This is a genomic window from Acidibrevibacterium fodinaquatile (assembly GCF_003352165.1).
In the GTDB taxonomy this organism is placed as follows: domain Bacteria; phylum Pseudomonadota; class Alphaproteobacteria; order Acetobacterales; family Acetobacteraceae; genus Acidibrevibacterium; species Acidibrevibacterium fodinaquatile.
This window is the reverse complement of record NZ_CP029176.1, coordinates 2,208,757-2,235,694: the sequence shown is the minus strand read 5'-3', so window position 1 is coordinate 2,235,694 and position 26,938 is coordinate 2,208,757. Positions and strand designations below refer to the sequence as shown.

The following is a 26,938-nucleotide window of genomic DNA, read 5'->3' as shown; positions in this document are numbered from 1 at the left end:
GAGGAGGGACGAGATGGATATCCCGTTAGCCGAAACCGGCGCCACCGCGCGCATCGCGCCGATTTCGCGCCAAGTCTGGGATGCCAAATATCGCCTAAAAACCCTCGATGGCACACCGCTCGATCGCACCCTCGAAGACAGCTGGCGACGGGTTGCCCGCGCGCTCGCGGCCCCCGAGCGTGATCCGGCGGCGTGGGAAGAGCGGTTCTACGTCGCGCTCGAGGATTTCCGCTTTCTCCCGGCCGGGCGGATTCTCTCGGGTGCGGGCAGCGGCCGCCGCGTCACCCTCTTCAACTGCTTCGTCATGGGCGATATCCCGGACGATCTTGGCGGTATTTTCGAAAATTTGCGCGAAGCCGCGCTCACCATGCAGCAGGGCGGCGGCATCGGCTATGATTTCTCGACGCTCCGGCCCAAGGGGGCGGTGGTCAAGGGGGTCGGCGCCGATGCCTCGGGCCCGCTCTCATTCATGGATGTGTGGGATGCGATGTGCCGCACCATCATGTCGGCGGGCGCCCGGCGCGGCGCGATGATGGCGACGTTGCGCTGTGATCACCCCGATATCGAGGCGTTCATCGCCGCCAAGCGCGAGCCCGGGCGGCTGCGCAATTTCAATCTTTCGGTTCTGGTCACCGATGATTTCATGGCGGCGATCGACGCCGATGCCGATTGGCCGCTCCGCTTCGAGGGGAAGACCTATCGCAGCGTGCGCGCCCGCGCGCTTTGGGACAGCATCACCCGCGCGACCTATGACTACGCCGAGCCGGGCGTTTTGTTCATCGATCGCATCAACGCCCGCAACAATCTCGCCTATTGCGAAACCATCCACGCGACCAACCCTTGCGCCGAACAGCCCTTGCCGCCTTATGGCGCCTGTTTGCTCGGCTCGATCAATCTCGCGCGGCTGATCCGTGAGCCGTTCAGCGCGCGCGCGCAGCTCGACACGGCGTTGCTCGACGAGCTGGTCGCGACGGCGGTGCGGATGATGGACAATACCATCGATGTTTCCGGCTTTCCGCTCGAGGCGCAGCGCCGCGAGGCGATGGTCAAGCGACGCATCGGGCTTGGCGTCACCGGGCTTGCCGACGCCCTGATGATGTGCGGCGAACGCTATGGCTCGCTGAGCGCGGCGGCGGTTGCCGGCGAGTGGGCGCGGCGTGTCAATCGTATTGCCTATCTCACCTCGGCCCATCTCGCCGCCGAAAAAGGCGCGTTCCCGCTTTTCGATCGGGATGCCTATCTCGCCGGCGAGAGCGTGCGCGAACTCGACGAAGACGTGCGCGCGCTGATCGCCGAAAACGGCATCAGAAACGCGCTGCTGACCTCAATCGCGCCAACCGGCACGATCTCCCTGCTTGCCGACAATATCTCGAGCGGCATCGAGCCGGTATTCGCCCATAGCTACACCCGCAAGGTCCGCGAACCCGATGGGTCGCTTCGCGAGGAGGAGGTTTCGGATCACGCGGTCAGGCTCTATCGCGACATGTTTGGGCCGGAAGCACCTCTGCCCGCGCATTTCGTCACCGCGCAAGATCTGACGCCCGCCGAGCATGTGCGCATGCAGGCGGCGGTGCAGCGCCATGTCGATAGTGCGATTTCGAAAACCGTCAATGTGCCCGAGGATATTTCCTTCGCCGATTTTCAAGAGGTCTATCGTGACGCCTATCGTTCCGGCTGCAAGGGCTGCACGACCTATCGTCCGAACGCGATCACTGGCTCGGTGCTCGAAGTCAAGCCGACCGCCGCCGCGCCGCCCTCGCTAACCGGGCCGGAGCTTCTGCTGCGCGCCGAAAAACTTACCGGGGCCACTTACAAATTGCGTTGGCCGGACAGTGAGCACGCGCTCTACGTCACCATCAACGATATCGAGCACGATGGCACACGGCGCCCCTTCGAGGTGTTCGTGAACTCGAAGAATCTCGAGCATTATGCCTGGGTGGTGGCGTTGACGCGGATGATCAGCGCGGTGTTTCGTCGCGGCGGCGAAGTCGGATTTGTCGCCGAGGAGCTGAAACAGGTTTTCGACCCGCGCGGCGGACACTGGCATAATGGCCGCTATGTGCCCTCACTGGTCGCGGCGATCGGCGATGTCATTGAACGTCATATGATCTCGACCGGATTTCTCGCCATGCCGCTGTTGGACGACACCTTGGCGGATGATAAGGCGGTGCCATCGCGCGGCGGGCTGGTTGGCCCGATTTGTCCGAAATGCAGCCAGCCGGGATTGGTCAAGGAAGCAGGCTGTCTCTCATGTTTTCACTGTGGTTGGTCGAAATGCAGCTAGGCCATGTCATCAATTAGGGTTTGATTTTTGGTTACGGCTTGGGATTCCCAAGTGAGCTGGACCCGGAAATGGGACCAGGGGCGTAGTTGGAAAAGCGCCGTTCTGTCGTGATAGACGGAGCGGATGATGACGACGAAGGCAAGACGGAAGATTGATGCGGCGATGGCGGCGAAGATTGCCTTGGAGGCGCTGCGGGTTTGAGCTTTGAATCGGATCAAAGCGACGGTCGCCGATCTGGCGGCGCGGTATCAGGTTCACCCGAACCAGATCTATGCCTGGAAGACTCCGCTGCAGGACCACGCGGCGCGCGCCGTTGACCTGAAAGTGGGTCAGGATGCCGAGGTTGCGGCGCGACGAGAGATCGAGAAGCTGCCTGCGAAGATCGGGCAGCTGACGATCGAGAATGATTTTTTTGCCATGAGGTTCGGAAAGTGAGCGCCCCGGATCGCCGACTGACGCTCGACCGAGATGATCCGACCCTGTCGCTCCGGCGGCAATGCGCGCTGCTGGCCGTGGCGCGGTCTGGCGTGTCCCAATGGATGGGTTTTTACAACCACCATCGCCCGCATCAGGCGCTGAGGAACCGTGCGCCGATGGCGATCTGGCGCGAAGCGATGATCGGCGCGCTGCCGCCGATGGCTGTGGCTATGGCGCTCGCCGTGGCGGCGAGCTTGGTCGACGCTACTGCTTTGAACCAAACAGAGGATTCACAACGGGGCTGATTTGTGAGATTCTGTGTGCATGGCACAGACCGTCATCCCCATCGTCAACTCCGCGGACCGCGAGCGTTTGGCCGCCATTGTGGAGGATCGCAACCGTTCTCAGAAGCATGTTCAGCGTGCCAGGATCATTCTGCTATCGGCGGAGCGTCTGACCGTGCTGGAGGTGGCGGCGCGCAGTGGAGCAAGCCGGCCGTCGGTATGGCGCTGGCAGCGGCGCTTTGCCGAGCAAGGTGTCGATGGATTGCTGCGCGACAAGACACGCAAGCCGGGCAAGGCGCCGTTGTCGCCGGCGACCATCGCCCGCGTGCTGGCGCTGCCCTGCGGGGAGGCACCGAAAGCGGCGACCCACTGGACCGGCCGTATGGTGGCCAGCGCCGTCGGCATCAGCCTGAGCGCGGTGCAGCGCATCTGGCGGGCCCATCGCCTGCAGCCACACCGCATCAGGACCTTCAAGAAATCCAACGACCCGGCTTTCGCCGCCAAGGTCGAGGATATCGTTGGGCTCTACATGAACCCGCCTGCGCACGCCGTCGTCGTCTCGATCGACGAGAAAAGCCAGATCCAGGCGCTCGACCGCACCCAGCCCGGCCTGCCGATCAAGCCTGGCCGCTGCGGCACCATGACCCATGATTACAAGCGCCACGGCACCACCACCCTGTTCGCCGCTCTGAATGTCCTCGACGGCACCGTCGTCGGCCGCTGCATGCCCCGGCACACCCATCAGGAATTCGTCAGGTTCCTCAACGCCGTCGAGCGCGCCGTCCCCGCCGGCAAGATCATCCACGCCATCGCCGACAACTACGCCACCCACAAACATCCTAAAGTCAGGGAGTGGCTGGCCGATCATCCGCGCTGGGTCTTCCATTTCACGCCAACCTCCGCGTCCTGGATCAACGCCGTCGAAAACTTCTTCTCTGTCATCACCCGACGGCGCATCCGGCGCGGCGTGTTCACCTCCGTCGCCGATCTCCAACGCGCCATCCGCAGCTACATCCGCGAGCACAACCGCAACCCCAGGCCATTCGTCTGGACCAAGCCGGCTGACGACATCCTCGCCAAGCTCAGCCGGCTGCCTGTAGCGTCCGATTGAGTCAGAGCACTACCGCGTCGACCACATCTCCACAGCCACAACAGCAGCAAAAAGCAGCTTGTTTTTCATGGAGATCGGAACGGCGCGACTTCCAACTTAATTTCCCAGGCCCCTGGTCCTCGTCACAGGGTCCAGCTCATTTCTTCTGCAAGCTCAAGTAGTTTCGAGCGATCGCCATTCGTTACGACAAAACCGCCCGGAATTTCCTCGCCGCCATCCACCTCGCTGCCGCCGTTATCTGGCTCAATTGATGACAGGCCTGGTGATTTATTTTTTTAAGCAATCCCTATTGGAAAACCCGAAGATTTCGTCTAGCGTTTTTCCTGAAATAACAACAACTTAGCCGCGAATAATATCGATTTTGCGCTCGTTGAAGCAAGCTGGACGCGCACGCTTGCCTCTTGCGGTTGAGTGTTTTCGGGATCATGCGCGTTTTTGGCTTGGGGCTCCGGGGACATATCATGGCGGCATCTGAAACGATCACCAGTACGGTCTTCTTCGACTTTAGTGGCACCTCCATCAACGTTGCCAGTTTCCTCGAGATCAACGTCAGCAGCGCCCCTGGCGTCTATGCCGGCCCGACCACGGGCGGTGTTGTGCTCACCAATAGCGGCACCATCATCAGCGGCGGTGGTCCCGCAGTCGCTCTCCGGGATGGCGGCAGCGTCACGAACTATGCCGGCGGCACCATCTCGGGCAATTCAAATGGGGTGTACTTCTCCGGCGCGGCCGGCGCGGTCACCAATAGCGGCACCATCATCGGCAACGGTAGTGCCGCGGTCGCTCTCCGGGATGGCGGCAGCGTCACGAACGAGACCGGTGGCACCATCTCGGGCAATACATACGGGGTGTTCATCACCGGTGCGGCCGGCACCGTCACCAATAGCGGAGAAATTGACGGTAACTCTAGGGGCATCGATCTCCAGGATGGCGGCAGCGTTATCAACGACGTGGGCGGGACCCTCTCGGGCAATGCATACGGGGTGTTCATCGCCGGCGCGGCCGGCACGGTCATCAATAGCGGCAGCATCATTGGCGTTGGCAACGGCGCCTTTGCCCATGCCGTCGAACTCAAAGATGGCGGCAGCGTTAGCAACACCGCGGGCGGCACCATCTCGGGCAATGTATTTGGGGTATATGTCATCGGCGCTGGTACGGTCACCAATAGCGGCATCATCATCAGCGACAGTAGCCCTGCGGTCTTTCTCCAGGATGACGGCTCCGTCACCAACAACGCGGGCGGCACTATCTCTAGCGGTTTCGAAGGGGTGTTCATCTACGGCGCGGACGGCTCTGTCACCAACGCCGCGGGTGGCGCTATCTCGGGCGGTGCCCAAGCGGTGTTCATCGCCGGCGCGGGCGGCGCGGTCACTAATAGCGGCACCATCACTGGCGGTGCCGGCGGCAACGGCGTTAGCTCTGCCGTCTATCTCTTAAACGGCGGCAGTGTCACCAACAATGTGGGCGGAACCATCTCGGGCAGTTCCGTCGGGGTGTACATCACCGGCGCGGCGGGCACGGTCACCAATGCCGGAACCATAATCGACCGCGCAAATATTTCCAGCGCTGGCGATGCCGTCATTTTGGAGAATGGCGGCAGCGTTATCAACAATGCCGGCGGCATCATCAATGGTCCTGTCGATCTCCGCGATGGCGGCAGCGTTGTCAACAACGCGGGCGGCACCATCTCGGGCACTTCAGACGGGGTGTACGTCACCGGCGCGGCCGGCACGGTCACCAATAGCGGCGCCATCATTGGCGACACTGAGTACGCGGTCGTTCTGCGGGATGGCGGCAGTGTCACCAACAACGCGGGCGGTACGATCTCGGGCAATTTAGACGGGGTGTACGTTACCGGCACGGCGGCCGGCACGGTCACCAATAACGGCACCATCATCGGCAGCGTCCATCTCCAGGATGGCGGCAGCGTCACCAACAACGCGGGCGGCGCCATCTCGGGCAGTCCCGACGGGGTGTACATCACCGGCACGGCCGGCGCGGTCACCAATAGCGGCGCCATCGCCACGAATGTGGCAAACGGCGTTGGCGTTCTTCTGATTGATGGCGGCAGCGTCACCAACACCGCGAGCGGCACCATCTCGGGCAGTTTTGGCGTCGCCCTTTACGGCGCCACGGCCGGCGCCGCGACGCTGGTCAATGCCGGCACGATCGAAAGCACCGTCGGCCCCGGTGGCAAGGCGGTCGAATTCGGCCGTGTCGATGCCGCTCTGACCCTCGATCCCGGCGCGAGTTTCATCGGTGCCGTTTATGGCACTGCGGCCTACGTCAGCCACGGCAGCGTCATCACGCTGTCCAACACCCTCGATCTCGCCGCGGCGAGCAGCGCCGGGACGATCGCGGGGGGCATCGGCGGGGCGGGGGCGCAGTACCAGAATTTCCAGACCATCACCGAGGCGAGCGGGGCGGATTGGACTCTCTCGGGCGCGGTTGCCGCTGGCGAGACGTTGATCCTCGGCAATAGTGGGACCATCGGGCTCGGCGATACGTCAACCAACCCGAGCCTGTTCGCTGGCACGATCGATCATCTCGTCGCCGGCGATACCATCGTTCTTGCCAACGATTCCTACAATTCTGCCGATCAGCTCTCGCTCGGCGCCGGCAATGTGCTCAGCGTCAGCGATCCCGGCACGCCGCTCGCAACCCTCCAGCTCAACCCGAGCGCGAGCTACGCCCAGAACGATTTCAGCCTGATCAATCTCGGCGGGCAGGAGGCGATCGCCAACACCATCCCCTGTTTCGTGCGTGGCACACGGATCAGGACGAAGCGCGGCGAGATCGCGGTGGAGAGCTTGCGTCCGGGTGACGCGGTCGCGGTGCTCGGCGGCGGGTTCCGGCCGATCATCTGGATCGGACGGCGGCGGATCGATATTCGGCGCCATCCGCGCCCGGCGGCGGTGCAGCCGGTCCGCATCCGCGCCGGCGCCATCGCCCATGGCGTGCCGGCGCGTGATCTTCGCGTCTCGCCCGGGCATGCGCTTTTTCTCCAAGGCGCCCTGATCCCGGCCGAGCATCTCTTGAACGGCGTCAGCGTGGTGCGCGAGCCGGTCGCTTTGGTCGAGTATTTCCATGTCGAGCTTGACGAACACGCCGTGTTGTTTTCGGAGAATTGCCCGAGCGAAAGCTATCTCGACACCGGCAACCGGCGCGATTTCGAGGGGGAGGGGATGGTGCTCCATCCCGATTTCTCGCCGCGGCCGCCGCAAGATTGGCGCAAGACCTGTTTCCCGCTGGTGTGGGACGGGCCGGAATGGTTTGCTGCCCGCCGGTGCCTGCGCGCCCGCCTTGCGGTGTTCGGCGCGATCGAGAGCGCCGATCCCGATCTCCATCTCCGCCTCGGCGCACGCAGGATCGAGGCGGCCTCCGTCACCCGCAAAGACGATGTCGTGAGTTATGTGTTCCCGATTCCCGAGGCGGCGCGGGGGCGGTTGACGCTCACCTCGGCGATCGCCATCCCTGGCGAGATCCTACCCGATTGCGCTGACCATCGCCCGCTCGGCGTCGCCGTCCGGCGCCTGGTCTTTCGCGAGGGCGAGCGGGCGATCGAAATCCCGCTCGGCGATCTCAGCCACGGCTGGCACGATCTCGAAGAAACCGCCGGGAACCGCCGGCGCTGGAGCGACGGCGCCGGGCAACTGCCGCGCCTCGGCCCGGGGTTGTTGGAATGCACCACCGCGACCAGCGGCCTCACCTATCTGCTGGCGCCGTTTTTGCCGGCGCGCGCGGTTTCGTCGCGCGGGTCGCGTCGCGCCGCCTAATAGGTCGCCCGGCCGCCGGAAATGTCGAACACCGCGCCGGTGGAAAAGCTCGCCTCGCGCGAGGCCAGCCAGGCGACCAGGGACGCGATCTCGTCCACTTCGCCGAAGCGCCCGAGCGGGATTTTGGAGAGCATGTAATTGATGTGCTGCTCGGTCATCTGCGCGAAAATCGCCGTCCGCACCGCCGCCGGGGTGATGCAGTTGACGCGGATATCGGTGTCGGCCAGCTCCTTGCCGAGCGATTTGGTGAGCCCGATCACCGCTGCTTTCGAGGCGGAATAGGCGGCGGCGTTGGGATTGCCCTCTTTCCCCGCGATCGAGGCGATATTGACGATGCGGCCATAGCCGGCTGCGCGCATGATCGGCACCACGGCGCGGCAGCTATGAAAGACGCCGTGGAGATTGATATCGATCACCCGCCGCCAGGCATCCAGCGGGTACTCCCAACTCGGCACGTTGGGGCCGGAGATGCCGGCGCTCGCGACCAGGACATCGACCCGCCCGAGCGCCGCGGCACTGGCTTTGGCCGCCGCCACCACCGCCTCGGCATCGGTGACATCGACGGCGACGCTATGGGCGCTTGCGCCGATTTCAGCTTTGGCCGCGGCGAGCGCCGCCTGATCGAGATCCCAGAGACTGACCCGCGCCCCCTCCGCGGCGAGCCTTTTCGCGCAGGCGAGCCCGATCCCGGCCGCCCCCCCGGTGATGATCGCGCCTTGATCGGTGAACCGCCGCATCTCGCTCATCGCTTCCTCCCTGGCTTGCCGCTACAGGCGTAATCCGGGTTGACCGCATCGGCAAGAGGCCGGAAAAGACGCCATCATGACCGAAAATACCGCACTTCCCCGCATCTTCTCCGGCATCCAGCCCTCCGGCGTGCCGACACTCGGCAATTATCTCGGCGCGCTCCGCAACTGGGTGCGGCTGCAGGAGGGGCATGCATGCATTTTCTGCGTCGTCGATCTCCACGCCATCACCGTCTGGCAGGAGCCGCGGGCGCTCGCCGCGCAAACCCGCGAAATGGCGGCGAGCCTGATCGCTTGCGGCATCGACCCCGAGCGCCACATCCTGTTTCATCAATCGGCGGTGCGCGCACATGCGCAGCTCGCCTGGATTTTCAACTGTGTCGCGCGTCTCGGCTGGCTCAACCGGATGACCCAGTTCAAGGACAAAGCCGGCAAGGATCGCGAGGCGGCTTCGGCCGGGCTCTACGTCTATCCCAACCTGATGGCCGCCGACATTCTCGCCTATCACGCAACGAGGGTTCCGGTCGGCGATGACCAGAAGCAGCATCTCGAACTCGCCAACGACATCGCGCAGAAATTCAACCACGATTACGGCGTCGATTTCTTCCCCGCGATCGAGCCCCTGATCATGGGCCCGGCGGCGCGGGTGATGAGCTTGCGCGACGGCACCAAGAAAATGTCGAAATCCGATCCGTCCGAGCAATCGCGCATCAACTTGACCGATGACAATGATGCGATCGCGCTCAAGATCCGCCGCGCCAAGACCGATCCGGCGCCGTTGCCGAGCGAGCCGGTGGGGCTGGAAGGGCGGCCGGAGGCGCGCAATCTCGTCGGTATTTACGCGGCGCTGGCCGATCTCCCGACCGCCGCCGTGCTCGCCGAGCATGGCGGAAAAGGCTTTGGCGCCTTCAAGGAGGCGCTGGCTGCGCTGGTCATCGCCCATCTCGCGCCGATCGCCGCCGAAACCCGCCGCCTGCTCGCTGATCCCGGGGCGATCGAGGCGGTGTTACGCGCCGGGGCTTCGCGGGCGGCGGCGATCGCCGATCCGATCGTCGCCGAGGCCGAGCGGCTGGTCGGCTTTCTGGCGCGCGCATGATCCTTCTCCGCCACGGCCAGAGTCTCTTCAATCTCCATTTCACCGCGACGCGGCGCGATCCCGGCATTCCCGATGCGCCGCTGACCCCGCTCGGCCACGCCCAGGCCGAACAGGCAGCGGAAAGCCTGGCGCGCGAGCGGATCAGCCGCATCATCGTCTCGCCCTATACCCGCGCCCTGCAAACCGCGGCGCCGATCGCGCGGCGGCTTGCGGTGCCCATTACCGTCTCGCCCCTGGTGCGCGAGCGTTACGCCTTCGCCTGCGATATCGGCACGCCGGCGAGTGAACTGGCGCGCGCCTGGCCCGGTCATGATTTTTCCGCGCTCGAGGAAATCTGGTGGCCGGCGATGGAGGAGAGCCGCGAAAGCATCACCGGCCGCGCGGCGCGCTTTCGTGCCGAGATCGCGGCGCTACCGGACTGGCGGGAGGTTCTGGTGGTCGCGCATTGGGGGTTCATCCTGGCGCTGACCGGTGAAAGCGTCCCCAACGGCGAATGGCGCCGCGCCGACCCCGCCGCCCCGCCACCGGAAGAGATCATCTGGCACCCGTGAGGCCGCGCCGGCAATGGCGCCGGCAGGTTCGTCAATAAATCATTTTATTTTTCTCTAAACCGGACTAAAATGTGAAGTGGTTGGGGCGGTTTTTTGCCGTTGACGGCGGCAACGTTGTTGTTGCGACGCAAAAATTCTCCCGGAAGTTGAGTTTTTATTACTTATGCACGCATAAGTTATGCTTTCGTCCGGGGGAACACCATGGCGCCGTCGAGCACGATCACCAGCACATACACCCTCACGAGCAACGAGATACTCGGCGTCCCCGGGACGGTGGAAATCACCGTCAGCAGCGGCCCCGCCGTCTATGCCGGCCCGAGTGCGAGCGGTGTTGGGGTCATCAATGCCGGCACCATCATCTCGAGCGGCGACTCCAAAGCCGCTGTCTATCTCCGGGATGGCGGCAGTGTCACCAACAGCGGCACCATTTCGGGCGATGGATCTGATCAGGCGGGGATTTGGATCGCCGGTGCCCCGGGCACTGTCGTCAACAGCGGCACCATCAGCGGCTCGGGTATAGGCTTCGCTATTCTTCTTGCGGATGGCGGTAGCGTCATCAACCAGGCGGGCGCCAGCATTTCAGGCGACGATATTGCTGGCGTTGTTCTCTTTGCCAACGGCAGCATTACCAACGAAGCGGGCGCTGTCATCTCCGGCGTCTTGGGCGTCAGGGTCCAGGAGGACAACGCGGCGGACACGGTGACCGTGGTCAATGCCGGCACGATCATCGGCCTAACCGCGATCTATGCCAGCACGAGCACCATGGGGAGCGCCAGCGGCGTCGTGGTCGTCGATAACCTGGGCACCATCACCACGAGCGGCACCGCGGGCTTTGGTGTGAATCTCGTATATGGCGGCAGCATCACCAACCATGCGAGCGCCGTAATTTACGGCTTCGTTGGCGTCAGCGCCGAGGGGAATGCGACGGACACGGTGAGCGTGGTCAATGCCGGCACGATCATCGGCAGTAGCGGCACGGCGGTCAGCTTTGACAGCGGCATAGGCAGCCTTGGCGTCAACGCCGATCTGATCATCGATCCCGGCGCGAGCTTCACCGGCCTCGTCGAGGCCAACGCCCCCTACACCGCCAGCAGTGGGGCTGTCGTCACATTCTCCAACACCCTCGATCTCGCTTCGGCGAGTGTCGCGGGGGTGGTTGAGATCGGCACGCTTTCCGGGATCGGCTCGGAATTCGTCAATTTCAATACGTTTACCGAAGATGCGGGGGCGAGCTGGCTGCTCGAGGGCGTCAACACGGTAAGCGGCCAGGGAATCGTGCTCGGCGCCAACGCGACCCTCACCATCGGTGCCGGCGCCACGCTCGACGCCACCGGCAGCGATGCGATTTTCGCGAGCCCGACGGCGAGCGGCGTCGCGGTGATCAATGCCGGCACGATTGTCGCAAATGCAAGCGACGCCGCAGGGATCGCTCTTTTTGCCGGCGGCAGCGTCACCAACCAGGCGGGCGCCAGCATCTCGGGCGGGGATGATGGGGTTGTCGCTTTTGCCCCCAGCACCATCGTCAACAGCGGCACCATCGCCGGTGGAAGTATCGGCGATGGTGTTTTTCTCAGCGATGGCGGCAGCGTCACCAACAACGCCGGCGGCACGATCTCTGGCAACATCGGCATCGTCATCGATGGCACCACCGCCAGCGCCGCGACCCTGGTCGATGCCGGCGCGGTCGAGAGTACCGCCGGGCCGAGTGGCACGGCGGCCAGTTTCGGCGACGTCAACGCCGATCTGATCATCGACCCCGGCGCGAGCGGCACGGGTCTGGTGGAAGCGACCGCGTCCTATACCACGAGCGGCGGCACGACGATCACGCTCGCCAACACGCTCGACCTCGCCTCGGCGAGCAGCGCCGGCGTCGTCAGTGTCGGCACATTCTCCAGCATCGGCTCGGAATTCGTCAATTTCAATAATTTTATCGAGGATGCCGGCGCCAGCTGGGTGCTCAACGGCGGCAACACGGTGAACGGCCAGGGGATCGTGCTGGGTGCCAATGCGACCCTCACCATCAGCGCCGGCGCCACGCTCGATGCCACCGGTCAAAACGCGATCTATGCCAGCGCGAGCGCCAGCGGCGTCGTGGTGAGCAATGCCGGCACCATCAGTGCGAACGGAACCCTGAGTAATGCCGTTGTCCTCGATGACGGCGGCAGTGTCACCAACCATGCCGGCGGCACTATTTCGGGCAATTCAAATGGGGTGTATATCGCCGGCGCGGCCGGCGCCGTCGACAATAGCGGCGTGATCAGTGCCAACGCATCCCTTGTCGATTTTTTGGGCATCGGTGTCGGACTCCTTGATGGTGGCAGCGTCACCAACCAAGCAGGCGCCATCATCTCCGGCATTTCGCTCGGGGTTGGCATCGATAACGCCCCTGGCACTGTCGTCAACAGCGGCACCATCACCGCGAGTGGAAAGATCGGCTATGGCGTTATTCTCAACGACGGCGGCAATGTCACTAACGAGGCGGGCGGCACCATCGTCGGCAATTATGGTGTTTTTATCTCTGGCGGTCCGGGAACGGTGGCCAATACCGGCACCATCCGGGCCACCGGATCCACCCACCATTCTTCCAGTGGTTATACTTATTACGTCTCCGGCATTTCCCTCCACGACGGCGGCAGCGTCACCAACAGCATAACCATTACGGCGTCCGGCACCACGACCGGCATCATCACTGGTTATAGCGGCGTGCGGATTTCCGGCGCCGCTGGCACGATCGACAACCAGGGCGTCATCATCTCGACCGGGAGTCATGGTGCCGGGATCGAGCTCTATGCTGGCGGCACCGTCACCAACAGCGGCATCATCGAGGCCAATGGGAATGGACGCAACGCCGGTATTTTTGCTACCTCGGGAACCGCGACCAACGCCGCCGGCATCTCTATCGACAATAGCAACGTCATTACTACGGCCGGATCAGTGGGCGTCGGGGTCTATCTCCGCTCCACCGGAACGCTGGTCAACAGCGGCGCCATTCTGGCGTTCGGCGGCACCCTGACCCAAGGGATCTTCGCTGATGCCGGCGGCAGCTTCACCAACCAAGCGAGCGGTGTGATTTACGGCGGCGTTGGGGTCATCATCGATGGTACCACGGCCAGCGCCGCGACGCTGGTCAATGCCGGCACGATCGCGAGCGCGGCGGGCACGTCCGGCACCGCGGTCAGCTTCGGCGACGTCAATGCCGCTTTGACGCTCGATCCCGGCGCGAGTTTCATTGGCCTCGTCGAGGCGACCGCGTCCTATACCACGAGCGGTGGCACGACGATCACGCTCGCCAACACGATCGACCTCGCCTCGGCGAGCAGCGCCGGCGGCGTCAGTGTCGGCACATTCTCCAGCATCGGCTCGGAATTCGTCAATTTCAATAATTTTACCGAGGATGCCGGCGCCAGCTGGGTGCTCAACGGCGGCAACACGGTGAACGGCCAGGGGATCGTGCTGGGTGCCAATGCGACCCTCACCATCAGCGCCGGCGCCACGCTCGATGCCACCGGTCAAAACGCGATCTATGCCAGCGCGAGCGCCAGCGGCGTCGTGGTCGATAACCAGGGCACCATCACCGCGAGCGGCACCACGGGCTATGGCGTGAAGCTCGAAGATGGCGGCAGCGTCACCAATGCGACCGGCGCCTCGATCACGGCCGGTTACGTCGGCGTGGAGATCAGTGGTGCCACCGGCACCGTCATCAATTCCGGGACCGTCGGCGCGAGCGGGACGCATAGCTGGGGCGTGGCGCTTGAAGATGGCGGCAGCGTCACCAACCAGGCGAACGCCAGTGTCTCGGGCTACAGTGCGGGCATCTTTATTGGCACCGCCGCTGCCGGCGCCGTGGTCAATGACGGGAGCATCACCGGGAGCGGCACCACGAGTTTTGGCGTGGCACTCGAAGATGGCGGCAGCGTCACCAATGCGACCAGCGCCTCTATCACGGCTGGTTACGTCGGCGTCGAGATCAGTGGTGCCGCCGGCACCGTCATCAATTCGGGGACCATCGGCGCGAGCGGAACGCATAGCTGGGGCGTGGCGCTCGAAGATGGCGGCAGCGTTACCAACCAGGCGAGCGCTAGTATCGCCGGGAGTTACTCTGGCGTCTGGATCGGCGGCGCTGCCGGCACAGTCAGCAATTTAGGCACCATCAGCGCAACTGGAAATTATGGCGCGGGCCTATATCGCGCGGGCGTGGCACTCGCGGCCGGCGGCAGTGTTACCAACGCGGCAACCACCATCGTAAGCGGCACGATAACCAGCACCGCCGCCGGAACCATCACCGGGTATGACGGCGTCAATATTGCCGGCGGTGCCGGCACGCTCGTCAACAGCGGCGGCATCATCGCAAATGGCTCCTATGGCACGGGAGTCGAACTTAGCGACGGTGGCAGCGTCACCAACATCGCAAATGGAACTATCTCCGGCTATCAGAGCGGCGTCAGCGTCACCGGTGCGGCTGGCACGATCATCAATTATGGCAGCATCGTCGCCACCGGCAATTATGGGGCCGGCGTTGACCTTTCTGACGGTGGCAGCGTTAGTAATAATGTAACGGTCACCGCAAGTGGTGCGGTCACGGGCATCATCTCGAGCTATTATCGCGGCGTCAGTGTCACCGGTGCGGCTGGCACGATCATCAATTCTGGCAGCATCGTCGTCACCGGCGATTATGGGATCGGCGTCTATCTTTTGGCCGGCGGCAGCGTCATCAATTCTGGCACCATTCTCGCCACCGGGGCTTATTCTAGTGACGGCGTTAAAGCCGGGGCGGGCACCAGCGCAACTCCAAGCCTCTACATCGACAACAGTAAGCTCATCGAGTCCGACAGCGAGTATGGCGTCGGCGTCTATCTCCTGTCTACCGGCACGATCGTCAACAGCGGCACTATTGAGCAAACCAATACCACCTCTGGCACTGCGGTGACCCTTATTGATGGTGGCAGTGTCACCAACACCGCGAGCGGTACGGTGTCCGGCTATAATGGCGGCGTCTTTGTCTCCGGCGCCGCTGGTACGATCAGCAATTTTGCTACCATCCAGTCGGCCTATGGTTTTGGGGTAAGCCTTGATGATGGCGGGAGAGTCACCAACGCCACGAGCGGGACGATTTCCGCCGCTAACGGCATCATTGTCTCCGGCTCCCCCGGCACGATCATCAATTCTGGCGTCATCCAGTCGACCCAAGGTGGTTCTGGCGTAAGCCTCGCTGATGGCGGCAGTGTCACCAATGCCGCCGGCGCCAGCATCTACGGCTATAGCGGCGTCTTAGTTTTTGGTGCCACTGGCACGATCATTAATTCTGGTGCCATCCAATCGGCGTCTGGCAGAGGCGTGGATCTCACTGATGGCGGCAGTGTTATCAATGCCGCCGGCGCCAGCATCTCTGGGGGCATCGGTGTCATCATTTCCGGCACCACGATCAGCCCGGCAACGCTGGTCAATGCCGGCACGATCGCGAGCGCGGCGGGCACGTCCGGCACGGCGGTCAGCTTCGGCGATGTCAATGCCGCTCTGACCCTCGATCCCGGCGCGAGTTTCTATGGCCTCGTCGAGGCGACCACGTCCTATACCACGAGCGGTGGCACGACGATCACCCTCGCCAACACCCTCGATCTCGCCTCGGCGAGCGTCGCGGGCGTGGTTGAGATCGGCACGATTTCCGGGATCGGCTCGGAATTCGTCAATTTCAATACGTTTACCGAAGATGCTGGGGCGAGTTGGCTGCTCGAGGGCAACAATACGGTAAGCGGCCAGGGAATCGTGCTCGGCGCCAACGCGACCCTCGTCATCGGCGCTGGCACTACGCTCGATGCCACTGGCCAAAACGCGATCTATGCCAGCGCGAGCGCCAGCGGCGTGGTGGTCGATAACCAGGGCAGCATCAGCGCGAGTGGCGCCAGGGGCTATGGCGTGGTGCTCGAAGAGGGCGGCAGCGTCACCAACAGCGTAATCGTTACGGCGTCCGGCACCACGACCGGCACCATCACCGGTTATAAAGGCGTGCAGGTTGCCGGCGCCGCTGGCACGATCGACAACCAGGGAGTCATCACCTCGACCGGGAGTTATGGTACCGGGATCGATCTCAATGCTGGCGGCATTGTCACCAATACAGCGAGCGGCACCATCTCCGGCTATTACGGCGTCGGCATTGGCCACGCTGCCGGAACCGTCATCAATGCCGGCTTCATCTACGCGAGGTCGACTTATTATGGCGCGGGGGTGTTTCTCAATGCTGGCGGCAGCGTCACCAACGCGGCGAGCGGCACCATCGTCGGCAATTATGGCGTTTATATCTCTGGCGCTCCGGGAACGGTGGCTAATGCCGGCACCATCGAAGCCACCGGATCCTACCAATATCATTCCGGAGGTCATCTTTATTACGCTTCAGGTATTTCCCTCCACGACGGCGGCAGCGTCACCAACAGCGTAATCGTTACGGCGTCCGGCACCACGACCGGCACCATCACCGGTTATGACGGCGTGCGGATTTCCGGCGCGGCTGGCACGATCGACAACCAGGGCGTCATCATCTCGACCGGGAGTTATGGCACCGGTATCGATCTCTATGCTGGCGGCACCGTCACCAACAGCGGCACCATCGAGGCAAATGGGGATGGGCGTACCGCCGGTATTTTTGCCACCTCGGGAACCGCGACCAACGCCGCCGGCATCTCTATCGACAATAGCGGGCTCATCGTAACGACCGGCTCAATGAGCGACGGGGTCTATCTCCGCTCCACCGGAACGCTGGCCAATAGCGGCACCATTCTGGCGCTCGGCGGCGCCCGTTCCGAAGGGGTCTTCGCCCATGCCGGCGGCAGTTTCACCAACCAAGCGAGCGGCGTGATTTACGGCGGCATCGGCGTCGTCATCGATGGTACCACGGCCGATGCGGCGAGCCTTCTCAATGCCGGCACGATCGTTGGCGATTACGGCACCGCGGTCAGCTTCGGCGGTGTCAATGCCGCTCTGACCTTCGATCCCGGCGCGAGTTTTTATGGCCTCGTCGAGGCGACCACGTCCTATACCAACGGCACCGCGACGATCACCCTCGCCAACACCCTCGATCTCGCCTCGGCGAGCAACGCCGGGACGATCGTGGGGAACATCGGCGGGGCGGGGGCGCAGTATCAGAATTTCGAGACCATCACCGAGGCGAGCGGGGCGGATTGGACTCTCTTGGGCGCGGTCGCCGCCGGCGAGACGTTGATCCTCGGCAATAGTGGGACCATCGGGCTCGGCGATACGTCAACCAACCCGAGCCTGTTCGCTGGCACGATCGATCATCTCGTCGCCGGCGATACCATCGTTCTTGCCAACGATTCCTATAATTCCGCCGATCAGCTCTCGCTCGGCGCCGGCAATGTGCTCAGCGTCAGCGATCCCGGCACGCCGCTCGCAACCCTCCAGCTCAACCCGAGCGCGAGCTACGCCCAGAACGATTTCAGCCTGATCAATCTCGGCGGGCAGGAGGCGATCGCCAACACCATCCCCTGTTTCGTGCGTGGCACACGGATCAGGACGAAGCGCGGCGAGATCGCGGTGGAGAGCTTGCGTCCCGGTGACGCGGTCGCGGTGCTCGGCGGCGGGTTCCGGCCGATCGTCTGGATCGGACGGCGGCGGATCGATATCCGGCGCCATCCGCGTCCGGCGGCGGTGCAGCCGGTCCGCATCCGCGCCGGCGCCATCGCCCATGGCGTGCCGGCGCGTGATCTTCGCGTCTCGCCCGGGCATGCGCTTTTTCTCCAAGGCGCCCTGATCCCGGCCGAGCATCTCTTGAACGGCGTCAGCGTGGTGCGCGAGCCGGTCGCTTTGGTCGAGTATTTCCATGTCGAGCTTGACGAACACGCCGTGCTGTTTTCGGAGAATTGCCCGAGCGAGAGCTATCTCGACACCGGCAACCGGCGTGATTTCGCGGGGGAGGGGATGGTGCTGCACCCCGATTTCTCGCCGCGGCCGCCCAAAGCCTGGCACGAGACCTGCGCGCCCCTGGTCTGGGACGGGCGCGAGTGGCTGGCGGCGCGGCGGCAATTGCGTGCCCGCCTTGCGGTGTTCGGCGCGATCGAGAGCGCCGATCCCGATCTCCATCTCCGCCTCGGCGCACGCAGGATCGAGGCGGCCTCCGTCACCCGTGCCGGTGGCTTTTCAACCTATGCCTTCCCGATCCCCGAGACCCGGCGCGCCGGGACGCTGGCGCTCACCTCGGCGATCGCCATCCCTGGCGAGATCCTGCCCGATTGCGCCGACCATCGCCCGCTCGGCGTTGCCGTCCGGCGCCTGGTCTTTCGCGAGGGCAAGCGGGCGATCGAAATCCCGCTCGGCGATCTCAGCCACGGCTGGTACGACCCCGAAACCAGTGCCCGGGAGACGTACTGGCGCTGGAGCGACGGCGCCGGGCAGCTGCCGCGCCTCGGCCCCGGGCTTCTCGAATGTCGTGTTGCGACCGGCGGCCTCGGCTATCTCATCGCCCCGTCGGCCGCGAGCCCAAGCCGCGCCCGCGCCACCGCGATGATCCGCCGCGCCTCCGCCCACAGCGCATAGCGGTCGAAGTCGTCGAACCCCACCCAGGCGACGTCGGTAACGTCCGAGCCGGCGCGCGGCATGTCACCCTGCCAGAGCGCCGCGAAATCAAGGATGGTGTAGTGATAGCGGATGCGGCCATCATCGTCGCGATGAAGGCTGTCAACGTGGCCGGCGAGCACGAGAGCGCCGACCGCAAGCCCGGTTTCCTCGTATAATTCGCGCCGTGCCGCCTCTTCGGCGGTCTCGCCGAGATGCTGCGCGCCGCCGGGAAGGCTCCATTGGCCAAGTGCCGGCGGCGTCCCGCGGCGGACCAGCAGCACCGCGCCCGGCCGCAACACCGCGACCCCGATCCCAACCACCGGCCGATCGGGATAGGTGCGGGCGGGATAGGCGCGGGCGTCGTTCATTTTCCCGTATTTGGCGGCGTGGCGGGCGACCCCGGTGCCTCGGGCGCAACCGAAACCGGCGGCGCCGCGGGTTTTTCCGGTGGCTTCAGGCTATCGAGCGTCGGCAATAGGGTTTTTCCCTGCCAGCTCGGAATCGCGAGCGCGAAGAGGCTGAATTTCTGGTTGAGGTCAGCCGCCTGGGCCGCCGCCTTGTCTTTCCCGGCGGCGGTGAGTACGGCCCAGGTGGTGTTGCCGTCCTCGCTCACGTCGGCTGCGAGCGTCAGTCCGTCCGCGGTGGTGAAGGTGACATGGCCGAGCTTTTGTCCCGGCGCTGCGTCCGCCTTGCGGGCATCGGTGAAGCTCAAAAACTCCAGTCCGCGCGCCATGCCGTCGATCTTGAACTGATCGAGCACGGGATGTTCGGCCGGCACCGTCACGACCAGCTTGTCGCCTTGCCGCGTGAGCACGAGATGATCGTTGGGCAGGCGATCGATGGTGATGCCGGTCACCTGGTCATGGCCGATATTGACGATGTCGCGCGCCATCCAGCCGGCGAAATCGGGATCGGCGTCGATCGTGCCGGCGGCAAGCCAAGTCTGGTTTTGCCCCTCGCGGCGGACGAATACCTGATCGGTGCCACCGGGCTCGGGGCTGGGGCGGGTATGGCCGATGAGCAAGGCGGCGAGCACGTGGCCTTTGTCATCGAACAGGCGAACCAGCTTCGCGTCCGATTTCGGGTCGTCTGGCGCGGTGAGGCCGAGGCGAGCGAAATCCGACGGATTGCTGGTGCGCGGCTCCACCAGCCGCAACTCGGTGAGGGCGGCGAGCAACGCGTGCGGGCGCGCCGCAATGGCGGGAAAATCGCCATGTTCGGGGAGCAGCCAGCGATCGCCGGCGCGCGTCAAGACCAAGGTCTTGGCGTGGTCGGCAATGGTGATCCGGGCGACAGTTGCGATGTGGCTCGCAAGATCGGGGAATGCGAGCTGCGACGATGGCGCGTTGCTGAACTCGCGGCTCTCGCGCGCGGTCTGGATATAAAAGCCGGCCGCGAGCGCGAGCGCCCCGAGCAACAACAGCACCAGACTAGTACGGGGTTTCATGGCGGAAATTCCTCAGCTCCGCGCCCGGCCGCGGCGGCGATGGCGCAAAAGACCAAGCCCGATCGCGATCAGCGTCAGAATGGCGGGAACGAGCACGATATCGAAAAAACGCAGGGTTTCGGCGAGCGCGTCGATATCCTCGCGGAGCGCCCGCTCGACGCCGCGCAGCTTCTGGCGGGTTTGCACGATTTCCTGGTTGGCGGCATCGATCGCGGCGCGCTGTTCAGGCGTCAGCACCGCTTGCGCGGCGCCCTGCTGACCAGAGCCCTCGCGCAGAGACGCGAGTTTCTTCTCGGTCTCGTCGAGATGCTTCTGCAAATCCTGCTGGGTGCGACGGAATTGCGCCTCGGCGCGGCGCTGCATGTCATCGACGAGGGTGAAGGGATGATCGCCGGCGCCACGGGCGCGCAAACCAAGGAGGGCATCGCCGCCGGCCAGGGTACCGATGAGATTGGCGATGAACGGGCCGTTATCGCTGAACGGCTCGGCATCCTGCTGGCCGAAGAAATCCTGCGAACGCACCCAGAAGCGATCGGCGAGGATATCGACGTCAGCGGCGATGACGAGATTGGCGGCGCCATCGGTGTGGTCTTTGAACGGCGGCAGATCGGCCGGACGTTGTTCGCCGGCCGCAGCAGAAGGGGGGGCGGAAAAGGCCGATTTCAGCGCCCCGTGCAGCCGCGCGACGATCACCCGCGGTCCCCCTTCGGGTTTGAACCCGGCGAGAATCGCCGCTGGATCGGGGTCGATCCGGAGTTTCTCGGCGGGGATCAGGCCAGAGCGCGGGCTCGAGGTCAAAAGCGGCGTCAGGGTGATGTCGGCGCCTGGCTTCTTGGTGAGAAACCCGGGATCGGCGACGGTGATTTGCGAAAGATCGGCGGTTGCCGGATCGTCGTGGTTGATGCCGTCGCGGATATTGAACCAGGGCACGTAATCGGTCACCGTCATGCGGTCGCCGGGGCTGGCGCGCACCCGCCAGGCGCCGGTGAGATCGCCGACCACCTGGTTCGGGTCATAGAGCACCCCCCAGGCATCGAGCAGACGATGAAGATCAGAGGCGGTATCGGTCTGTGGCATGCCGCCAGGGCCGGGGAGATCGGCTTGTGCCGCGCTTTGCGGATCGACCATCAGCATCAACCGGCCGCCGCGCATGACGAACTGGTCGATCGCGTATTGCGTCTCGTCGGGGAGATGCTGCGCCTGCGCGACCAGCAGCACCTGGATTTCCGGGTCGATTTTCCAGACCTTGAGCGGGACACTGCGGATCTCATAGCTCTGGTGGAGCAGTGACATCGCGATCCAGGGCTGGCCGGCGCGGCCACGCCCCTGCGCCATCATCATCAAACGCGGGTCGCCATCGATCGGCAGCGAGGACATGACACCGACCACCGGCCGCGTCGGGTTGGAGAGTTCATAGACCAGCCGCGTCAGGTCATATTCCAGGAAACGCTCGCGTTGCTCCTGGAAAAACGGGATGGCGCGCTCGTCGTCGAGCAGATTGGTGCCAACGAGGCCAAAAAACACCTGCGCGCCACTCTGGTCGATGGGCACCGCTTGCAGCCCGAAGCTCAACGCCTTGTCCTCGGCGTCGCTGAAAGGTTCGGGATCGTAGCGCTCGATTTTCAGCATGCCATGCGCGAGCCGGGCATATTGATCGAGCATTTCGCTGATGCGCTGATGATAGCCGTCATAAGAGGGGGCGCGGGTGCCGAGATCGCGGGAATAAAACAGGCGAAGCGTGATCGGCTGATGGAGTTCGGCGAGAATCCGCCGCGTCCCTGGCGACAGGGTATAGATATGGCCGGCGGTGAGATCGATTTGCAGATCGGCGAGACGGGCTTCGGCGACCATGTTGATCCCGGCGAGCAAGGCGCCGAGACCGATGAGACCAAGAAGTGAGGCAAGGGCGCGGCGCATGCTCATTCCGCCTTCCGGTGTTCGAGAATGACCGTGTTGGCAACCAGCCAGAACAGGATGAATGACGCGAAATAGATCACGTCACGGGCGGTGATCAGGCCACGCACGAAGGATTGGAAGCGATCGACGATCGAGATCTTGCGCGCGATCGTCGCCAGCACCGGCAGATTGTGGCTCAAAAAATCGGTGACCACCGGGAATGCACTGGCCGCGAAGATGAAACACAACGCAACACCAAGCACGAAGGCGATGACCTGACTTTTGCTGAGCGCCGAAACCGCGGCGCCAACCGCAAGAAAGGCGCCAGCGACCAGCGCCGCCCCGAGATAGCCGGCGGCGATCATGCCGTTATCGGGATGGCCGAGGACGTTGACGGTGATGACGAAGGGAAAGGTGAGGGCGAGCGCAATCACCGTAAACGCCCAAGCGGCGAGAAATTTTCCGACCACCGCTTGGCCCTGAGTGACTGGCAGGGTGAGCAATAGCTCGATAGTGCCGAGCCGGCGCTCCTCGGCCCAGAGCCGCATCGTGATCGCCGGCACGAGCAGCACGAAAACCCAAGGCAGAAACTGAAAGAACGGCAGAAGGTCAGCTTGGTCGCGGTCGAAGAAGCCGCCCAGGCTGAAGGTCAAGGTGCCTTGCAGGACGAGAAAGATGACGATGAACACCCAGGCGACCGGGGTTGCGAAATACCCCGCGAGCTCGCGCGCGGCGATGCTAAGAATAGCGCGCATCGTCAGGCGGCCTCGGCGTGCGGCTTCGTGATGGCGCGGAACATGTCTTCGAGCTTGCCCGAGGGGTGGCGGCGAGCAAGTTCAGCCGGCGGCCCATCCGCGACAATGCGGCCGGCGGCGATGATGATGGCGCGCGAACACACGGCTTCGACTTCCTCCAGGATATGGGTGCTGATGACGATCGCCTTATCCGGCGCCATGCGCGAAATCAGGGTGCGCACCTCATGCTTTTGATTGGGATCGAGCCCGTCGGTCGGCTCGTCGAGCACCAGGACCGGCGGATCATGGAGCAGCGCCTGGGCAAGGCCGACACGGCGCTTGAAACCCTTCGACAGCGTCTCCACCGGCAGATGGCGGACGCCGTCGAGGGTTGCGAGCGAAAGCGCCTGATCGACACGGTCGCGGGCTTCGCCACCGGAAAAACCGCGAATGCGGGCGACGAAACGGAGAAAGCCGAGCACCGTCATCTCGGGATAGACCGGCGCACCCTCGGGCAGGAAGCCAAGCTCGCGCCGCGCCGCGACGGCATCGCTCTCGACATCATGCCCGTTGATACGCGCGCTGCCGCTGGTTGGTGTGACAAAGCCCGCGAGCATTTTCATCGTCGTCGACTTGCCGGCACCGTTGGGGCCGAGAAACCCCAGCACCTCGCCGCGCGCGACGCTGAAAGAAACGTCGTCAACGGCGGTGAAGGCGCCGAAGCGCTTGGTCAGGCCGGCGATCTCGATCAAGGCGTTCACACTCTGTTTCCCCCGCGGCGATGTCGAGCCGGCCCGTGGGAATAGCGCATCTTCCAGCGAGCGCAAGGGGGGCAAAGATTCGCCTCGCTCACGTGGGTGAGAGCGCAGGTGATCATTGCTATATTAAAATCAAGCAATAAGGAAGTCGAAACTTACTTTGAGTCGATGGCCTATATGAAATTGTCACAAAATAAAAAGCATAGCTTTTATTAATTTGTAGTTTTATTTTTATCAATCTTGCAAATTTATCAAAATATAAATATATTCACAAGTTTGTTATTTTGAATTTTTCGAGACGTATTTATAATTGTTTAACGATTAGACCAAAGTCCGGTTGCCGTATCTGGCGGCGCAATCCCCGGACCATGCCGCCCACCGCGCGGTATGGGTCTCCCGCGTTGATCCCGACGCCGATGCGGGACGCGAGCGCGGGAGACGTCGATCCCCATGCTGAGCCGAAGGAGAGAAAATTTGACCCCTCGTTTTTCACGCCCCTGGCGGATGGCTTTGTTTTCCCTAAGCACGGTGCTTGCGCTCGATTCCTGCGGCGCGCCTTATGCGCCGAAACCAATCGAAATGGAGCCGCCCGATAGCGCGCCCGATCTCGCGCAAATCCCAGGAACCGACATCAAAATGTCGTCGCTATTCTACAATAACCCGGAAACGCTGCGTAACGAGTTTAGCGGCAAGCACGGGCTTTGGCGCGGCCATGTCGTGGTAACGCAGTTGACTATTTCTTCCGATGACAAAAACCCGACCGACGTGCTGATCGATTCGGCCTATATTTCGATCAATCACAAATACTATCCGGCGATCTCGCCTAAGGAGGTCTATGATGTCGCATGGCCGGCCGCCAATCCCCATGCGCCGCTCAAGGAAGACCTATTCAACGCCGCCGTGGTGGGCTTTACCGTTCTTACGCTCGGCCTCGGCTCGGTGATCTGGGTTTTGCCGACACCATTTTCGCAACCCGCACCCGATAGCACACCCTTCGGTCGCGACCTCAATTACAAGGCGTTGACCAACAATATCACGCTCCAGCCGGGCACTTTCCGCAGTGGATTCCTGTTTTTCCATCTGCCGCAATCGGTTGATATGAACAAGCTCGACGGCGCGCAGATGGTTCTTCATTTTGTTACCAAAACGCCGAACGCAACGCCGCACGAAATCATCTTCAACCTGCCGCCGCCGGCCAAGCCGGCTTCCTGAGGGCTCAGCCGGATTCTCCCCGTCCGCGCGCGCCGAACAGCCGGAGCGCGAGACGCGCGGCGCGGCCGCGTTCGCTGGCGAGTGCGGGGTCGCGGGTGAGGAGAACGGCGGCATCGCTTCTCGCGATGCGGAGCAAGGCCTCGTCGCGCGGCAAGGCGGCGAGGCGAAAGCCAGGCTCGCCGGATTGTCGTGTCCCCAGCGCATCGCCGCCGCCGCGCAGGCGAAAATCGGCGTTGGCGATAGCGAACCCGTCGGTCGTGTCGCGCAGCAGCGCAAGCCGCTGCTCGGCCGCGCCGCCGCCATCGGCATGGACGAGTAGGCAATAACTCGCCCGCGCGCCGCGCCCGATCCGCCCGCGCAACTGATGGAGTTGTGCCAAGCCGAACCGCTCGGCATGCTCGATCACCATCACCGTCGCCTCCGGCACATCGACACCGACCTCGACCACCGTGGTCGCGACCAGGAGCGGCTTTTCTCCCGCCGCGAACGCCGCCAGCGCCGCCTCGCGTTCGGCTGATTTCTGCCGGCCATGCGCCAGCGTGACACGGCCCGGAAACCGCGCGGCAAGCGCCGCGAAACGTGCCTCCGCCGCCGCGAGATCGCTTGCCGCGGTGTCTTCGACGAGCGGGCAGATCCAATAAACCCGCGCGCCGGTGGCCAACGCCCGCGCCAGCGCCGCAATCACCGCCGGCAATTGCGCGGCGGCGTGAAGCGTCGTCGTGATTTTCGGGCGCCCGGCCGGCTTCTCGGCAAGTCGGCTTACCTCCATCTCGCCCCAGTGGGTGAGCAAAAGCGTGCGCGGGATCGGGGTTGCGGTCATCATCAGAATATCCGCCCGCCGGCCCTTGGCGCCGAATTCGTTGCGTTGGGCGACGCCAAAGCGGTGCTGCTCGTCGATCACCGCGAGCGCGAGGTCGTCGAATGTCACCTCGCGTTGAAAGAGGGCATGCGTGCCGATCACGAGCGGGATCGCGCCGCTTGCGAGCCCAGCGAGGGCCTCACGGCGCTCGGCGGCCGTGCTCGCGCCGGTGAGGATCGCGACCGGCACCGGCGAAAGCGCGGCGAACGTCCGCCAATGCTGGCGCGCGAGGATTTCGGTTGGCACCATCAGCGCGGCTTGCGCCCCCGCCTCGGCGGCACGCAGCATGGCGAGCAGGGCGATGATGGTTTTGCCCGAGCCGACATCGCCCTGCAAAAGCCGCCGCATCGGCCGCGGCGCCGCGAGATCGGCGTCGATCTCGGCCAGCGCCCGGCATTGGCCGGCGGTTAGCGCGTGGCCGAACGCGGCGAGCGCCTGGGCGCGGAGATGGCCATCGCCGGTCAGCGCGCGCCCAGGCCGCGCGCGGCGGCGGGCGCGGAGCAGGGCAAGGCGCAGTTGATCGGCAAAGAGTTCGTCATAGGCGAGACGCTGGCGGGCCAGCGGATCGGGCGGCGTCTCCGGGGCCTGCCAGGCGCGCAGCGCCTCGGTGAATGCCATCCAGCCGCGCCGGTGGCGCAATGTGGGGTCGATCCATTCGGGAAATGTCGGCAGCCGCGCCAGCGCCGCCGCCATCGCCTTGCGCACCTGCCAGGCCGCAAGCCCAGTCGTCAGCGGCCAGACCGGCTCGATCGCCGGGATCAGGGCGGCGCGGGCGGCGGGATGGAGATGCTCGGGATGGACGAAAGCTGGCCGCCCGGCCGAGAGCGTCACCGCGCCGGAGATCGCAAGCTCAGTTCCAGGGGTGAGCGCGGTGATGCCGGCGTGTGGGCGAAAGAACACCAGATCGGCAAAGCCGGAGCCATCGCCCAGCGTCAGCCGCCAGGGCTGGCGCGGGCTCTCAGGCCGCTCCAGGCGCACCAGTTCCGCGATCACGGTCGCAACCTCGCCGGGCCGCAGCTCGGCAAGGCGCGGCCGGGCACGGCGATCGACATGAGACTCTGGGAGATGGAGGAGAAGGTCGACAACCCGCGTCCCGCCGATCGCGCGCGCGAGCAGACGCGCCAATCTCTCGGCGATGCCGGGGAGGTCGGTGAGCGGCGCAATGAGTGGGGCGAGAGGGTCGTTGGCCACGGGCTGACAGG

At 64.2% G+C, this 26,938-nt stretch carries 16 protein-coding genes and 1 pseudogene; 10 read left to right on the top strand and 7 right to left on the bottom strand.

Annotation, left to right across the window (positions count from 1 at the left end):
* Positions 1-13: 13 nt before the first annotated feature.
* The 6 genes and pseudogenes from DEF76_RS10680 (at position 14) to DEF76_RS10655 (ending at position 7,872) form a co-directional block, all read left to right on the top strand.
* Positions 14-2,284, top strand: coding sequence for an adenosylcobalamin-dependent ribonucleoside-diphosphate reductase (locus tag DEF76_RS10680; protein ID WP_114912320.1), 2,271 nt, complete (start codon positions 14-16; stop codon positions 2,282-2,284).
* Between the two features lie 204 nt (positions 2,285-2,488).
* Positions 2,489-2,719, top strand: coding sequence for a hypothetical protein (locus tag DEF76_RS10675; RefSeq protein ID WP_114912319.1), 231 nt, complete (start codon positions 2,489-2,491; stop codon positions 2,717-2,719).
* Complete coding sequence (locus DEF76_RS10670) at positions 2,716-3,006, top strand: integrase core domain-containing protein (protein WP_114912318.1); 291 nt, start codon at positions 2,716-2,718, stop codon at positions 3,004-3,006. The genes DEF76_RS10675 and DEF76_RS10670 overlap by 4 nt, the downstream gene beginning before the upstream one ends.
* Before the next feature lie 19 nt (positions 3,007-3,025).
* Positions 3,026-4,096 carry an IS630 family transposase gene (locus tag DEF76_RS10665; RefSeq protein WP_114910930.1) on the top strand — a complete coding sequence of 357 codons (1,071 nt, stop codon included), beginning with the start codon at positions 3,026-3,028 and terminating at the stop codon, positions 4,094-4,096.
* A gap of 161 nt (positions 4,097-4,257) precedes the next feature.
* Positions 4,258-4,347, top strand: a pseudogene (locus DEF76_RS10660) (IS5/IS1182 family transposase); the annotation flags it as partial.
* Between the two features lie 210 nt (positions 4,348-4,557).
* Complete coding sequence (locus DEF76_RS10655; RefSeq protein ID WP_162800598.1) at positions 4,558-7,872, top strand: Hint domain-containing protein; 3,315 nt, start codon at positions 4,558-4,560, stop codon at positions 7,870-7,872.
* Here the strand turns inward: DEF76_RS10655 and DEF76_RS10650 are convergent.
* Positions 7,869-8,618 carry an SDR family NAD(P)-dependent oxidoreductase gene (locus DEF76_RS10650; RefSeq protein WP_114912316.1) on the bottom strand — a complete coding sequence of 250 codons (750 nt, stop codon included), beginning with the start codon at positions 8,616-8,618 and terminating at the stop codon, positions 7,869-7,871. The two genes, DEF76_RS10655 and DEF76_RS10650, sit on opposite strands and share 4 nt — an antisense overlap.
* A 76-nt stretch (positions 8,619-8,694) precedes the next feature.
* On the opposite strand from DEF76_RS10650, the gene trpS reads away from it, so the two are divergent.
* From trpS to DEF76_RS10635, 3 genes are all read left to right on the top strand, one after another.
* A complete protein-coding gene (trpS, locus tag DEF76_RS10645; protein WP_114912315.1) occupies positions 8,695-9,714 on the top strand; it encodes a tryptophan--tRNA ligase in 1,020 nt (339 codons plus the stop codon).
* Positions 9,711-10,265, top strand: a complete 555-nt coding sequence (locus tag DEF76_RS10640; protein WP_114912314.1) for a histidine phosphatase family protein — start codon at positions 9,711-9,713, stop codon at positions 10,263-10,265. The genes trpS and DEF76_RS10640 overlap by 4 nt, the downstream gene beginning before the upstream one ends.
* 201 nt (positions 10,266-10,466) lie before the next feature.
* Positions 10,467-18,809 (top strand): Hint domain-containing protein, encoded by an 8,343-nt coding sequence (locus tag DEF76_RS10635; protein ID WP_114912313.1) that lies wholly within the window; start codon positions 10,467-10,469, stop codon positions 18,807-18,809.
* Here DEF76_RS10635 and DEF76_RS10630 read toward each other — a convergent pair.
* The 5 genes from DEF76_RS10630 to DEF76_RS10610 are packed head-to-tail and all read right to left on the bottom strand — an operon-like array spanning position 18,725 to position 23,668.
* The gene (locus DEF76_RS10630; RefSeq protein ID WP_114912312.1) at positions 18,725-19,198 is read right to left on the bottom strand and encodes an NUDIX hydrolase; all 474 of its coding nucleotides are present in this window, start codon (positions 19,196-19,198) and stop codon (positions 18,725-18,727) included. The genes DEF76_RS10635 and DEF76_RS10630 overlap by 85 nt on opposite strands.
* Complete coding sequence (locus DEF76_RS10625; protein WP_114912311.1) at positions 19,195-20,277, bottom strand: DUF4340 domain-containing protein; 1,083 nt, start codon at positions 20,275-20,277, stop codon at positions 19,195-19,197. The genes DEF76_RS10630 and DEF76_RS10625 overlap by 4 nt, the downstream gene beginning before the upstream one ends.
* 12 nt (positions 20,278-20,289) lie before the next feature.
* A complete protein-coding gene (locus tag DEF76_RS10620; RefSeq protein WP_114912310.1) occupies positions 20,290-22,200 on the bottom strand; it encodes a GldG family protein in 1,911 nt (636 codons plus the stop codon).
* The gene (locus DEF76_RS10615) at positions 22,197-22,928 is read right to left on the bottom strand and encodes an ABC transporter permease subunit (RefSeq protein ID WP_114912309.1); all 732 of its coding nucleotides are present in this window, start codon (positions 22,926-22,928) and stop codon (positions 22,197-22,199) included. The genes DEF76_RS10620 and DEF76_RS10615 overlap by 4 nt, the downstream gene beginning before the upstream one ends.
* Before the next feature lie 2 nt (positions 22,929-22,930).
* Positions 22,931-23,668, bottom strand: a complete 738-nt coding sequence (locus tag DEF76_RS10610; protein ID WP_205215980.1) for an ABC transporter ATP-binding protein — start codon at positions 23,666-23,668, stop codon at positions 22,931-22,933.
* A 471-nt stretch (positions 23,669-24,139) separates the two neighbouring features.
* Between DEF76_RS10610 and DEF76_RS10605 the strand changes: the two genes are divergently transcribed.
* Positions 24,140-24,877, top strand: a complete 738-nt coding sequence (locus tag DEF76_RS10605; protein WP_162800597.1) for a hypothetical protein — start codon at positions 24,140-24,142, stop codon at positions 24,875-24,877.
* Between the two features lie 4 nt (positions 24,878-24,881).
* Here DEF76_RS10605 and recG read toward each other — a convergent pair whose 3' ends face one another.
* Positions 24,882-26,927 (bottom strand): ATP-dependent DNA helicase RecG, encoded by a 2,046-nt coding sequence (recG, locus tag DEF76_RS10600; protein ID WP_240318977.1) that lies wholly within the window; start codon positions 26,925-26,927, stop codon positions 24,882-24,884.
* Between the last annotated feature and the right edge of the window lie 11 nt (positions 26,928-26,938).